The organism is Kordia jejudonensis (assembly GCF_001005315.1).
GTDB lineage: Bacteria > Bacteroidota > Bacteroidia > Flavobacteriales > Flavobacteriaceae > Kordia > Kordia jejudonensis.
In genome coordinates this window covers 1-13,841 of record NZ_LBMG01000034.1, presented here as the reverse complement: position 1 = coordinate 13,841, position 13,841 = coordinate 1, and the positions used below count along the sequence as shown (strand labels likewise).

12 protein-coding genes are annotated in these 13,841 nt (G+C 35.5%); 8 read left to right on the top strand and 4 right to left on the bottom strand.

The features are described 5' to 3' along the window. Window positions 1–6: 6 nt before the first annotated feature. Both AA089_RS16215 and AA089_RS16210 read right to left on the bottom strand, forming a co-directional pair. Window positions 7–1,863: an endonuclease gene (locus AA089_RS16215; RefSeq protein ID WP_046758031.1), complete on the bottom strand. Its 1,857-nt coding sequence runs from the start codon at window positions 1,861–1,863 to the stop codon at window positions 7–9. Window positions 1,864–1,892: 29 nt separating this feature from the next. Next, window positions 1,893–3,098 carry an RsmB/NOP family class I SAM-dependent RNA methyltransferase gene (locus tag AA089_RS16210; RefSeq protein WP_046758030.1) on the bottom strand — a complete coding sequence of 402 codons (1,206 nt, stop codon included), beginning with the start codon at window positions 3,096–3,098 and terminating at the stop codon, window positions 1,893–1,895. 77 nt (window positions 3,099–3,175) lie between these two features. Here AA089_RS16210 and AA089_RS16205 point away from each other — a divergent pair, with 77 nt between their 5' ends. From AA089_RS16205 to AA089_RS16175, 7 genes are all read left to right on the top strand, one after another. Then, entirely contained in the window at window positions 3,176–3,754 is a 579-nt protein-coding gene (locus AA089_RS16205) for an RNA polymerase sigma factor (protein ID WP_046758029.1), read from the top strand. A gap of 38 nt (window positions 3,755–3,792) precedes the next feature. Beyond that, a complete protein-coding gene (locus tag AA089_RS16200; RefSeq protein ID WP_046758028.1) occupies window positions 3,793–4,107 on the top strand; it encodes a hypothetical protein in 315 nt (104 codons plus the stop codon). Between the two features lie 69 nt (window positions 4,108–4,176). Further along, entirely contained in the window at window positions 4,177–4,623 is a 447-nt protein-coding gene (locus tag AA089_RS16195; RefSeq protein ID WP_046758027.1) for a Spy/CpxP family protein refolding chaperone, read from the top strand. Window positions 4,624–4,717: 94 nt separating this feature from the next. Continuing rightward, on the top strand, window positions 4,718–5,902 hold the full coding sequence (locus tag AA089_RS16190) for a YHYH protein (protein ID WP_053002496.1): 1,185 nt from the start codon (window positions 4,718–4,720) through the stop codon (window positions 5,900–5,902). 73 nt (window positions 5,903–5,975) lie between these two features. Beyond that, window positions 5,976–6,782: a YHYH protein gene (locus AA089_RS16185; protein WP_046758026.1), complete on the top strand. Its 807-nt coding sequence runs from the start codon at window positions 5,976–5,978 to the stop codon at window positions 6,780–6,782. Window positions 6,783–6,804: 22 nt separating this feature from the next. After that, complete coding sequence (locus tag AA089_RS16180) at window positions 6,805–7,377, top strand: toxin-antitoxin system YwqK family antitoxin (RefSeq protein ID WP_173427066.1); 573 nt, start codon at window positions 6,805–6,807, stop codon at window positions 7,375–7,377. After that, window positions 7,343–8,026 (top strand): SCO family protein, encoded by a 684-nt coding sequence (locus AA089_RS16175; RefSeq protein WP_241480005.1) that lies wholly within the window; start codon window positions 7,343–7,345, stop codon window positions 8,024–8,026. Before AA089_RS16180 ends, AA089_RS16175 begins: the two co-directional genes overlap by 35 nt. 111 nt (window positions 8,027–8,137) lie before the next feature. Here AA089_RS16175 and AA089_RS16170 read toward each other — a convergent pair whose 3' ends face one another. Both AA089_RS16170 and AA089_RS16165 read right to left on the bottom strand, forming a co-directional pair. Next, window positions 8,138–8,908: a class I SAM-dependent methyltransferase gene (locus tag AA089_RS16170; protein ID WP_046758025.1), complete on the bottom strand. Its 771-nt coding sequence runs from the start codon at window positions 8,906–8,908 to the stop codon at window positions 8,138–8,140. Between the two features lie 11 nt (window positions 8,909–8,919). After that, on the bottom strand, window positions 8,920–11,973 hold the full coding sequence (locus tag AA089_RS16165) for a glycosyltransferase family 117 protein (protein WP_046758024.1): 3,054 nt from the start codon (window positions 11,971–11,973) through the stop codon (window positions 8,920–8,922). Window positions 11,974–12,196: 223 nt separating this feature from the next. Here AA089_RS16165 and AA089_RS23820 point away from each other — a divergent pair. After that, on the top strand, window positions 12,197–13,841 hold a 1,645-nt coding region (locus AA089_RS23820; RefSeq protein ID WP_156169061.1), incomplete at its 3' end, for a hemagluttinin family protein.

Genomic DNA, 13,841 nt, shown 5'->3' with positions numbered 1-13,841 from the left:
TTGTACTTATTGTCTAATTAATTTTTTAGTAATTAATTGATTTCCAATTTGTAACTGTAAAATATACATTCCTTTTTGTAATCCTTGAATGTTAATTTCAGTAGCAGGATTAGCTTGTAGCAACACTTGTTTACCAGTCATATCATACACCTGTACGGCGCTAATGACAGCATTATTTTTTGTGTTGATATAGACGATATCTCCACTTGTAGGATTTGGATACACTGCAAATGTTTCTGTTTCAAACGTTTCCGTACTCAATGTTTGTGTATGTCTTCCCAAATCGGTACACGTATTTGAAGCGGACGTATCCCATTCGCCAATTGTAAAAGTTGTATTAGGACTATCAATACTTGGTTTTCTTACCAAAGTAGTATTGCTTGCATAGGTTGTTCCGTCTCCGAGTGTTCCTAAAATGTCGATTAAAACGTCATTTTTAAACAATCCGATAGCGTCATTTCCGTTAAAACCTGTAATAGTATCGTCCGAATCGTCTACTTCGCCAGTACAAACAGCCAAACCAGTATTTCCAATGACATACACATCGCCGTCACTTATCATTGCACCAGCAGGAAAAGTATAGGTAGAATTCCACATGGCGTTTCCGTTAGTACTAATTTTTAATGTATATATATTTGTAGGATCATTTAAATCTACAGTGCTTCCTGTGTAGTTAGCAATTTCTATTGCTTTATTGAATGAACTACCTTCTATATATTCTGAAAAGTATAAACTTGCACCAGTTCCGCCGCCGCCAGCAAGTGTTGTACCATTGACTGGAGTAGATAATGCAGAAGTGTTTCCTGCTGCATCTTTTGCTAATACCGTAAATGCATATGTCGTAGAAGCAGCTAAACCGCTTACTGTAGCAGTTGTGCCTGATACATTTTGAGCTAACATTCCGTCTACAAATACATCATATCCTGTAACGCCAACATTGTCTGTGGCAGCTGCCCAAGAAACAGTAATTGAGTTTGATGTTTCATTGCTTACCATCACATTCATTGGTACAGTTGGATCTTCGGTATCTGTGCCAAAAATTCCCCAACGATCTTCTGCTGGAGTTCCTCCCCAAATTTGTGTTGCCAAACGAGGATTGTCAATAAAAGGATTACGATTTCCTTGTGCCGTTGCGTTAAAAATATCTTCGTGATATGCATTACGAACATCTTCATAAGCCGAAACTGGATCAGCAGCATTCCATTCTAACAACAAATCAATCATATTAGCATCTACGCTGTTTTGAGTTCCGTTTGCTACTAAATTTGGCGCACATTGATTTCCATAGCGGATGTACATATACATTACAATTCGTGCTACATCACCACGCCAATCTATTCCACCTAGTGTGGCATCTCCAGGATACCAAAAAGCACCAACAGTTCCAGAATTTCCAGAACCTGCTGAAAACAAACGACTTCCGCGCTGTCCATTTCGTTGTACATCGGTAGAACGTAAATTGTGTGCATCACTGTATGGAGGTCCATTTGTGGTATTTGCATCTAAATCAGGACTTGCCAATGAATTTGCAAATGTATGTTCTCTATTCCACTCGCCAACATTTCCTCCGTTATTGTTTTTGTCTCTAGATAAGTCATTCGTAACATCTCCGTCACTTCCATTTTCCCAGCCGTATAATAATAAAACATTATTTGAATTGTTTGGATCCAAATCAGTAACCATCGTAGCTGTCCAAATCTCTGAATACGATAACGAGTTCGAATGTGTATTGATCACTTTTGTTGCCAATTCATCACGCAATTGTGTGCCAGTTAAGGTAAGGTTTACATCATTATAATACGATTGCTGTGCAAAAGTTGCTAATGAAATTAATCCGATAAAAAAGGGTAGTATTCTTTTCATTGTACTATATATTGAAATAATTTAGGGTTTTATTTTCGTTCAAGTAACGCCATGTAGAATCCGTCAAATCCTGATTCAGATGCTAAAAGCTTTTTGTCTTCTATAAGTGTAAATTCGTCATTTGAAGCTAAAAACTTTGTTACTTGTTCTTGATTTTCAGAAGGTAAGATAGAGCAAGTAGCATATACTAATTTTCCTCCAGGTTTTACCATACGCGCGTAACGCTGTAAAATATCTTGTTGTGTATTTTTTACTTTTTCTAAAAACTCAGGTTGAATTTTCCACTTCGCATCCGGATTTCTACGTAAAACGCCCAATCCAGAGCATGGCGCATCAATCAATACACGATCGGCTTTGTCATGTAATTTTTTAATCACTTTCGTAGAAGTAATCACGCGTGTTTCAATATTGTGCGCACCATTTCGTCGTGCTCTACGTTTTAACTCACGTAATTTTCCTTCGTAAATATCTAAAGAAATTAAGTTGCCTTTATTTTCCATTAACGCGGCTAAATGCAATGATTTTCCACCAGCACCAGCACACGTATCTATGACTTTCATTCCTGGTTTTACATCTAAGAATTCAGAAACCAATTGAGAATTCGCATCTTGTACTTCAAAGAAACCATTTTTAAAGGCTTCATTTTTGAAAATATTGCCACGTTCTTTTAAACGCAATGCTACAGGATGTCCTTCTACGGTTTCCGTTTCTATGTCAAGAGTAGCCAATAATTGGTGTAGTTTTTCTTTTGTGGTACGTAAAGTATTCGTACGAAGAATAACGTCTGCTTGTTTGTTTAACGCATTAATTTCTTTTGTCCACACGTCTTCGCCCAGTTCAGAAACACCTAATTCATCTAACCAATCAGGAATAGATTCCTTAATTTTTCTGATTTTAGAAACTTCATCAAAACGACCTTTTATTCTGCGTGTTGGCGTACCTGCAAGCTGATTCCAATCGGGTAACTCAATGCCTCTAAGCGTTGCCCAAACTGCAAAAATGCGCCATAAATTTTCTCGGGAATAATTTTCTTTAATATCAGCTATCTCAGCGTACAAACGCTTCCAGCGGACTATTTCATAAGTGGTTTCAGCAACAAACTTACGATCACGACTTCCCCAGCGGGCGTCTCGTTTTAGTAATTTTTCAACTACTTTGTCTGCATATGCTCCTTCATTAAATATTAAGTTCAGTCCATCTATTACGGAAAAAACTAAATTTCTGTGTAATCGCATCTATTTCAAAATTAAACCGCAAAGGTATTGTTTTATGTTTAGATTTTTTAGTTTATTTAAACATTCAAATAAAATCATTGAGTGAAACTACTTTTATAAACGATTTACGAGCAGGAAAACGCGAAGCATACGGTCGTCTTTTAGATGAATATGAGCAACTTGTTTTTAGTACTTGCCTGTCGTTTGTGCCTAATAACGAAGATGCCGAAGATATTGCGCAAGAGGTTTTTGTAGAAGTATTCAAATCGATTCAAACATTTAAAGGAAATTCAAAACTTTCTACTTGGATGTACAGAATTGCCACCAATAAATCCTTAGAATTCATCCGAAAGAAAAATACAAAAAAACGATTTGCGTTCATGCAATCTATTTTTGGAAATGAAATTCCATTAGATAAAACTGCGTACTTTACAGAGATGAATCATCCTGGGATTTTATTAGAAAATAAAGAGAAAAGTGAAACTATATTTAAAGCCATTCATCAATTGCCCGAAGCACAAAAAGTTGTGTTTACACTGCATAAAGTAGATGGTTTACCATATAAAGAAATTGCTGAGATTACTGAAAAAAGTGTATCTTCAGTAGAATCGCTCATGTTTCGCGCCAAGAAAAATTTACAGAAAATTTTAGATAATTTTTATAAAAATGAAATCTAGCGCAAGTTTTTACTAAATATGACATCTAACTAATAGTTATGAACACAGCAAACAATAAAAATACACCTATTGATGATGCCTTTGAAGTTTTAGAAACAATCAAAGCGGTACAGGTTTCTCCGTTTTTTAAAGACAAAACGATGCAACGTTTGTTTTCAGAAAAGGAAGAAGTAGTTTCAACAGGTTTCGGATGGTTTACACCAAAATTACAATTTGCAACACTAATTTGTATTTTAGTGATCAATAGTATCGGATTCTGGCAACTGTCAACAACAGAATATAATACGCATATTTCTGAATTTGCTAGCGCGTATGAACTATCGCAAGAAGAACAAGCTTCGTTATTTGACTAAGCATATGAAACGAACATTTTAAATTTTATAATCAGCTCATTATTAATTTATTATTAAAAATTTATACATGTGAAAAAAAATACTTTACTATACATTTTAATTGCTTTTCTAGTTGTGATGAATGGTTTTTTTATGGTTAAAATTTTTGGAGATAAACGTCCGCCAAGACCAAATCCTGGAAATTTTATCGCCAAAGAATTACAGTTTTCGGAAACACAAATGCAAGAATTTGAACTACTAAACGATGCGCATCACGAAGCAATGAGAGTTCTTTCGGAAGATATAAAAATGTTGAAAGATGAACTATTTGCAGAAATTTCCAAACCTACGCTAGACGAAGAAAAAGTAAACAATTTGACAAAGCGTATTGGCGAAAAAACACGTCAAAAAGATTTAAAAACGTTCTATCATTTTAGAGAAGTGCAAAAAATCTGTACAGCCGAGCAAAGCAAACAATTTAATACCATAGTGCAAAAGGCGTTAAAACAACACGGTAAAAAAAGACGAAGACCGTAAGTTTTTTTAGTGTTTTTTAAAAATAAATGAAAAAGCACACAAGTTTTTCTGAAAGAATCCATCTAACTACAAAACATGATGAAAATCTTTCTATATGAAAAACATACTTACCACTACATTTTTGCTTGTTGCCTGCGTGTCATTTGCACAAGAAACAATAAATACTTTTTCTGTAAGCAGCGGAAACGACTGTTCTGAAATGATCAGATATGAAAATATTGTGAGCATTTCTGAAAAAGGCAACTATCGCATCATCAAATCAAATGCAATTCCAGAACATCTAACAGGAAAGTTTCCAAATGCAGGAAATCCCAATACAATTTCTCCTCAAAAAAAGACATATACAGTTGCATTAAAACCCAAAAAGAACAAAAAACTAACGTCAGTATATAGTGACGGAATGTTAGGACAGGGAAGACCTGCATACATTTTTGGTGTTGCGATTAATGGTGTAAAGATGGAACCAACAGCCATGGAATTTTTCATCAATCCAAACACGCGCGAGATGAATTTTACTTGGTCAAAAGAAGCACTAAGCACAAAAGTTAATTTAGGCGACGATTGCAACAACGCACATGTGCAACCCACTGGCGAATATCATTATCATGGAACGCCGTGGGGAATTGTAAATCAAGCCAAAAAGAATACAATGTTTTTACTTGGTTGGGCGGCTGATGGGTTTCCAATATATTATAAATATGGTTTCGCTTCCGCAGAAAATACGCAGTTGGTTGAATTGACATCTAGTTACAAACTAAAACAAGGAAATCGTCCTGGAGATGGTATTACAGCGCCAAATGGACCTTATGATGGAACATACGTGCGTGATTTTGAATATGTAGAAGGTCACGGCGATTTGGATGAAGCCAACGGTCGTTTCGGAAACACACCTGAATTTCCCGATGGAACTTACTATTATGTCATTACAGATACCTTTCCTTCATTGCCACGATTTTTTGTTGGAACGCCTCACAAGAGTTTCAAAGTAAATGATAATATGCGTGGCGGAAATCGAGAAAGAGGTTCTAGAAGAAATAAACGAAGAAACAATAGAGAACGTTTGAGTGTGGAAGAACTTTTTGAACAAATGGACGCAAATGAAGATGGTAAACTAAGCAAAGAAGAAGTAAAAGGGCCATTGCAGCGAAATTTTTCAAAAATTGACACAGATGATGACGGATTTATCACAAAAAAAGAATTAGAAAATATGCCAGAACCTCAAGAAAGACAAGGCGGACAGCGTGGCGGACAACGAGGACAACGTGGCGGAAGACAATAATATTAAATTCAACACAAGTTTTTTTAAAATAAGGCATCTAACTAAAATATAACCTAATTAAAACGTACACAACATGAACAGAAAATCTTTAATCATACTACTTTTAGTTTTGGCTTCTATCGCTTTTGTAGTTGCCTGCGGAAGTGATGATGATGCAACAACAACTACAACAGGTGGCGGAGAAACGGCAACATTGCATGCCGCTTTTGATGAATTTGATGCAACTAATGTAACCATTATGCTAAACGGCTCAAATGTAGAAATAGAATCTAACGGAATGCCAAATCATACATCGCCATATTGGTCAAGTACAACTGCTAGAATGGGAACGCCTGCTGCATCTACGGATCATCCATTATTTGTGGCACCAACAGTTACTTCATTTAATAATATGGCGCCAGGAAATATTGATGATTTTAACGGATCGTATTCGTTGACAGTTTCTGCAAATCCTACCTTAGCGTCCAATTCAAGTGCTACAGGTTTGGGAGCGATCGGAATTGCCATTTCTGGCGGAATGATTTACAACGATCAAGAAGGTCCAAATGTACCTTTAGACAATGCTGTTGGGTCACTAGATTATACAGCGGCGCATACAGGACCACAAAGTTATCACTATCATTTAGAACCAAAAGCATGGTCAGATGACGATGAAGAATTGATTGGAATTATTGCAGATGGTTTTTTCTTATATGGACGAAAATGTAACGCAACAGGAACATATCCAACAGATTTAGATGCTTCTGGCGGACATACAAGTACGACACAACATACCACTGAAGCAGAATATCATTATCACATACAAAATGAACTTTATTTGAATGCGTATTATATCTTATTTCCAGGAAATTATCAAGGAACAGCGAGCAATATACAATAATATTGCAATCATTTTTATCATTATGCTGTTCGTAGTTTCATGTAAAAAAGTTCCGCAGCAGCAAGAAGCTATTGCCAATATTTCTCCCCCAAACTTTTTGGTTGTAGTTGCTAAAGATATGCTCACGCTAAAGTCAACTATTGGATTGGTATATTATGAAAATCAACCATTTACAGGAGTTTCTAAACTAATATATCCTAATGGAATTGTAGCGGAAACCATTACATATGTCAATGGAAAAAAAGAAGGTGAACGGAAAAAGTGGTTTGAAACCGGAATGCTGAGTTTTGAAGCTACCTATTTGGATGGAAAATTGCATGGAACCTCAAAAACATGGTGGAGCAATGGAAATGTACGTTCAAAATCTAATTATACCAATGGAATCGTCAACGGAATTCAAGAACAATGGTATATGACAGGCGAGAAATTTAAGCAACTGACCATTGTAAATGGAAAAGAAGAAGGCTTGCAAAAAGCATGGCGTAAAAATGGAAAACTATATAATAATTACGAAGCTAAAAACGGACGTTTTTTTGGTTTGAAAAAAGCAGGATTGTGTTATGAATTGGAAAATGAAATTGTACAAACAAAGTAACATTTTAGTAGTTTTTGTAAGTTGTTTGTTGTTGTTCAATTGTGAGCAAAAAGCAACAAATGCTATAGACAGTCGTGTGGCGAGTTTGCCATATTACAAAGAAGCAACATTTACACCGCATTGGTTGGAAAGTGGAAGCAAAGCACAAAAAGAATTTCATCAAATTCCTGCGTTTAAGCTAACAAATCAAGATGGCGAAACCATTACGGAAGCTACGTTTCAGGATAAAATTTACATTACAGATTTCTTTTTTACAACGTGTCCAGGCATTTGTCCTAAAATGACGGCGAATATGGGCATTTTGCAACAAGAGTTTAAAAATGATGCTGAAATTTTGCTCTTATCACATTCAGTGACACCTGAAATAGACTCCGTTTCCGTATTAAAATCGTATGCAGAAAATAAAAAAATTGATAGTAAAAAGTGGCATTTAGTTACAGGAAAACGTGCTGATATTTACGACTTAGGTCGAAATTATTATTTCGTTGAAGAAGACTTAGGAGAAAACAAAACAGATGACGATTTTTTACACACAGAAAATTTCGTGTTGATTGATAAAAACAGACAAATCAGAGGTATTTATAACGGTTTGAATAAAACAGCAGTACAACAATTAATTGCAGACATTAAGACGCTGCAACTAGAGTGAAGATTGGTTTTCATCATTCGTAAAGGCTTCACAAGTAATATTGTGGAGCTTTTTTTAAACCAAAATCTAAAACCCCAAGACCAAAGACCCAAAACCCAAAACATCTACATACTATTTCACCAGCGTACAAAAGAAATCCAATGTTGCTTCCGAATGTTCAGCAAGCGAATAATCTTCAAGCGTAATGCTATTTACCAATTCAGGATTTTTATTCAATAATTTTTTTCGATTCATGCGATTGGCAATTTCGTATGGAATTTGCAATAACCAAGACGGAATTTTGTGTTCCAACTTAAAAATATCATACCGTAAAAACCGTGCTACAGACTTCTTATTCTGTTCATAATAGGCAACTGTTTTTTCATTTCCTTGAATTGCTTGAATTGTGTATGTTGAAAATGTATTTTGAAACAAATCGGATAAACTTTCAAACGTATATTCTTTGTAATGCCAAGGATTTCGAGCAATCGTTTTTAAAGCATTTGGTGTGGAAATATATGCTTTTCCAGAAGGTTTTAATACGCGAGCGATTTCTTCTAAATACAATGCTGCTTCTTTGATATGTTCAATAACTTGAAACGAAACGATAACGTCAAAACTATTGTCTGCAAATGTAGTAAGTGGCGGAATTTTCTCTTGAATGATTGTTGCTTTCGGGTACTTTTCCTTAATGATTTCTGCCGTATAAGGCGATTTGTCAATCAACGTTAATTGCGATGCATTTTTATACAACAATTCAACGCCGTAGCCTTCGCCACAACCAATTTCAAGGACATTGCCGTAAATATGTGGCGCTACCAAATGGTAAGCTTTGAGCGTCCGTTGAAACAATGGATTGTCAGAAATAATTTTAGATGAAGTAACTTCAGTGGAAAATAACATGCTTAGGGGAATTAATATGGCCAATTTCGGTTTTGCCACTTTAAAAAAGCAGCATCAAATTGTTGAAAATTTTCTTTGCTTACCGGCAAGTTTTGCTCACCAGTTGGAAATTGTGACATCATTTGCGCATACATATTTTTTAAACGGTATGCATGCCGTAAATTAATGATTGGATATGGTGGATCAAATGAAGTCATCCATTGCAATTCGTTCCAAATATTTTGCATCGCAGTTTTACAAATCTGTGTCCCTTTTTCCACTTTTCCAGCTCTTACATACAACTTGCCAATTGCAAAGGCATATTCTTCAAATGGAATTGTTTTATTTGGGAATAATGAAATACAAGTATCTAAAATTTCGACACTTTCGGCAGTCTTTCCTTCTTCCAATAATGCTTGCGCTAAAAAGTAATAGTTTTGTCTCAATATGATACGCGTATAATCTTTAATTTCACTTCTAAAAAATACATCTTCATTGTTGATACCTTCAAAATTGACATCATTTTTTAAATACGAATACATCATTTGTGTATCCACTATTTTAGGATTGAGCTTCGGGTTTTTTCGTTGTATTGGTGCTAAAACATTGACCATTCCATGTTGAATTAGATAAGGTTCCAAACCTATGTTGTGACGTTTTTTTCCATTGATTGCAAAACAAATAGCACGATCTTGAATGTTGTTTGTAAGCAAATCCATCAATACAATTTCATTTAGCCCATAAAACTTTTTCGGATGACTCCAAGTAATGCTTTCAGTATAAGAAGCATTTACGGCTTTTGGATCTATTATTTTTTTGATGTTTACAGTATCAATAGGAATTGTAAATGAAGTTGACGGAATGTAATGTCGCATGCGTCCATTCCAATTGATACGCGTAGTTTCGTTATTTAAAAAGTTGAATAGTACAGGTAAATTTGCAGCTTCTTTTATTTCTTCCTGCAAAGGGATTAATTTTTCAATACCACTTACATAATTCTCTTTGCGTAAGCTAAGTTTTAAAGGGTTTGAAGCGAATAATTTTTGTTTTAAGTTATCAATATGTGTTTCAAGATTCAATTGATCAAAATTAATCACACGGACATCTGTTCTGTAACCTTCCACTTGTTGCAAATACCAAAGTGGAAAGGTCATATTATCGCCGTCAGTAATCAAAATTGCTTGTTCTGGACATGCATCTAAATAGGCTTTTCCAAAGTGATATGCAAAGTCGTCATGACTGCGTTGATGGTTGTCCCAACCTTTGGCAAACAATTGTCCTGGCGCGGCTAAAAATGCAATCATTCCAACAACAATATAGCGAGTTTTTTGATTGGCGATGAAAGCAGTTACTTTAAAAAGCGCAATTACTGAAAGTCCAACCCACAATGCAAAAATGACAAACGAACCGATAAAAATATAATCGCGTTCACGAACTAGAATACTAGAAGGCACAGGATTTATATAAATGGTAATTCCGATACCAAAAGTTAAAAATAGGAGTAAAGTCGTCCAAAAATAGTGTTTCTGTTTCCACAATGCAATGAGTCCCAAGATCCCTAAAATAAACGGTAAAAAGTAATATGCATCATTTCCTTTGTGATTTTTGTAGTATTCAGGAATGATAGATTGATCGCCAATTCTATGTTTATCGAGCGCATTAATTCCGCTAATCCAATTTCCATCTTTGATATAACCAAGTCCTTGATGATCGTTTTGTCGTCCGATAAAATTCCAATACAAATAGCGTAGATTTAGCCAAAAAACTTGATAATTGACAAAAAAGCTGAGATTTTCTCCAAATGTAGGCTTATTGATTGTCACAATTTTCCCCTGAACAGGATATGTAATAGGTTCGCCAAAAATAGGAGTCCACGCTTTGTATTTCTCCGCATCTCCTTTATCGAACATTCTTGGAAAAAACATCGTAAATTCATCGGAATAATTTACAACTTTAAACTTTCCGTCGTGAACTACAGCATATTTCTTCTGTACATCGTCATACGTCAGCGCGGGTTTTCCATCCAAAAAGTCAACATCTTTATCCAGCGGAGCATTATAAACAGGACCTTTTAGCAACGGAATTGCAGCAACGCCAAATTGTTCAGCACGCAAATATTGTAACATTTTGTTGCTATTTTTAATACTATCAGAAACTAAAGTATTTGTATGCGATCGTTGGATAGGCATGAAAAAAGAGCTCATTCCGATCAAAAAGAAAATTAATCCTAAAATGCAATGATGAAGTATTATTTTTTTACGCTTTCGCGAGAATACCAATGCGATTGCAAACAGCGTTGAGAGCAAAAATAACAAGATCAGTATTCCTGAATTTAAAGGCATTTCAAGCGAGTTTACTGCCCAAATGTCTAAATTATTTGCTAGCTTGATGAGTCCTTGGACGACAAAACCATAAATGATAAAAAAGCCAATGCAACCAAGTATAATTGCAATGATAAAATTTTTGATTGTCAGCCCAAATTTTTTGTGTGCTATCAACACTGAAAAAGGGATGACAACGGCAATAGTAATTAAATGCACTCCTGTAGAAATTCCCAAAAGAAAAGCAAGAAATACTAATAAAATTATCTCTTTTCGTGGTGCTTGTGTTTTCTCCCACATTAGCATTACGTAGATCATTCCAGTAAGCAAAGCAAATGATAAAGTATACACTTCTGTTTCTGTTGTGGCTGTCCAGAAACTATCTGAAAAAGCTAATGTTAATGCTGAAATAAGTCCAGCAAACAAAGCTAATGTAGGCGCATGGTTACTTTTTGACTCAGAAAGTACGCGTTCGGCTATATTTATAACGATTCTAAATAATGTAACAACAGTCAATGCGCCAAAAAAGGCAGAGATCAAATTACTAACATATGCCGCCATGCTAGCTGGAAAAAATGATAGAACAACTTTTGATAGAATAGTGTAAAAAGGAGCTCCTGCTGGATGTGATGCTTGTAGTGTAAAATTACTTACAATAAACTCTGGACTATCCCAAAAAGCAATGGTTTTAGACGATGAGATCGCATATACAATAAACACGAATGCGAAGAGCATCCAGCTAATAATTTTTTTAGCTTTTGGCATTACAGTTGGTTAATTTTTGATGCAATATAAAAGAATTATTCAATCTAAAAACTAACAAATCCAAATAAAAAAGTGCTCTCAATTTTGAGTTGAATCAAAAACAGGTGTATATACGCATGTATCTTAATGCTTTGTTAATTACTTTTGAAAATATGTTAAAATAATATTTTCTATATTTGAAGTAACCATTTTATTTTAAAAGTAAACTAACAACAATTCTATTATGAGAAAACAATTACCCCTCGTAGTTGTGTTTGTCTTGTGTCTATTGGGCATGACATCTATGCAAGCACAAACACTAAACGAAACTATGGGTACAGGTTCCGGAGTAAGTATCAGTTCAGGTGATTTTAACACCTTTTACGGAGACAGTACAGGTAGTTTCATTACCTCAGGATCTAGAGTAACCTTATTTGGATACAGTGCTGGACGAAGCGTTACAACAAGTGAACTTGTTGCTATCGGTTATTTGGCTGGATATTCTAACACCACAGGTTTTGATAATACCTTTATTGGGTATGAAGCTGGACGCTTAAATATAAACGGTGGAGATAATACCTTCGTTGGAGCTGAATCTGGAGAAAACAACACGACTGGTTACGATAACACATTCGTCGGTGAAGAATCTGGAGCTAACAACACCACTGGTTACGAAAACACATTCATCGGAGAAGATGCTGGTTTTAGTAACACTACTGGTTACAAACAAACATTTATTGGTAACGAAGTAGGTATTTCATCTGATGTTGGATACCGAAATACAGCTGTTGGTAGTGAATCTATGAGTGATGTTGATGATGGTCACCACAACACTGCTTTAGGAGATTCTGCAGCTATTGATATTGGAGACGGTATTTACAACACGATGGTTGGTGCCGCTGCTGGTGTTGCTACAGAATGGGCAGATTATAACACATTTATTGGAGCACAAGCAGGTTGGGATAACAACCGTACAAACAATACAGCAAACGCTAACCACAATACATATGTAGGTTTTTCTACTGGTTTTTCAAACCGTGAAGGACAATATAATGTAGGTATGGGATCGTTAGCAGATTTTGACAATACAAACCGTTCTAACGCCGTATTTTATGGTTATGACATTACTGTAAGTAATAATAATGTGATGGGATTTGGTAACAGAGCATTTATTGATGGACAATATTCAGTTTCTTTAGGACATGATCATGATGTAAGAGGAGATTACTCTATTATGATGGGATATTTAGGAAATATGGGAACGCTGGCTGATTACTCAGTTGGTATTGGTGACCGTGTGAATGTTGCAGAAAATGATGCTGTAGGTATTGGACGCTCGGTAGATGTTGACAATCAGTTTGCAATTGCCATTGGTTCTACAACAATAGCACAAAACGATGGTGCTATTGTAATGGGTTACCAAGCTTCTTCTACAGATCCAAGTGCTTTAGATCCTAGTAATAATATTGCTATTGGTACTGCCGCAAATGTACAGGGAACAAACTCAGTTGCTATCGGTAATGCTGCAACTGCTGTAAACAATAATACAATGGTTCTTGGTGGAGCTACAAACCCACTGAGCGTTGGTATTGGTACTGATATACCAAATGCAAATGCTTCTTTAGACTTAACAGGTGCAAACAAAGGTTTACATTTGAATAGATTAACAACTGCTGAACGTACTACTTTTGGAAGTTCTTTAGGTGCAACAGATGAAGGGATGACTGTATACGATACAGAAACAGATAGTATCTACTATTGGGATGGCGATTCTTGGGAAACAAGTATGAATACAGACGAGCAAGCAATTTCAGTCGCTTCAGATATTTTGAGTATTACTGGAAGTGCAGGAACTGTAGATTTATCTCCTTACTTAGACAATACAGATA

Excerpts from the sequence above, each read along its gene's own strand:
- AA089_RS16200 (WP_046758028.1), top strand. The coding sequence starts at position 3,793 with ATGAACACAGCAAACAATAAAAATACACCTATTGATGATGCCTTTGAA.
- AA089_RS16170 (WP_046758025.1), bottom strand. The coding sequence starts at position 8,908 with ATGTTATTTTCCACTGAAGTTACTTCATCTAAAATTATTTCTGACAAT.
- AA089_RS16190 (WP_053002496.1), top strand. The coding sequence starts at position 4,718 with ATGAAAAACATACTTACCACTACATTTTTGCTTGTTGCCTGCGTGTCA.
- AA089_RS16210 (WP_046758030.1), bottom strand. The coding sequence starts at position 3,098 with ATGCGATTACACAGAAATTTAGTTTTTTCCGTAATAGATGGACTGAAC.
- AA089_RS16215 (WP_046758031.1), bottom strand. The coding sequence starts at position 1,863 with ATGAAAAGAATACTACCCTTTTTTATCGGATTAATTTCATTAGCAACT.
- AA089_RS16185 (WP_046758026.1), top strand. The coding sequence starts at position 5,976 with ATGAACAGAAAATCTTTAATCATACTACTTTTAGTTTTGGCTTCTATC.
- AA089_RS16180 (WP_173427066.1), top strand. The coding sequence starts at position 6,805 with ATGCTGTTCGTAGTTTCATGTAAAAAAGTTCCGCAGCAGCAAGAAGCT.
- AA089_RS16175 (WP_241480005.1), top strand. The coding sequence starts at position 7,343 with ATGAATTGGAAAATGAAATTGTACAAACAAAGTAACATTTTAGTAGTT.
- AA089_RS16165 (WP_046758024.1), bottom strand. The coding sequence starts at position 11,973 with ATGCCAAAAGCTAAAAAAATTATTAGCTGGATGCTCTTCGCATTCGTG.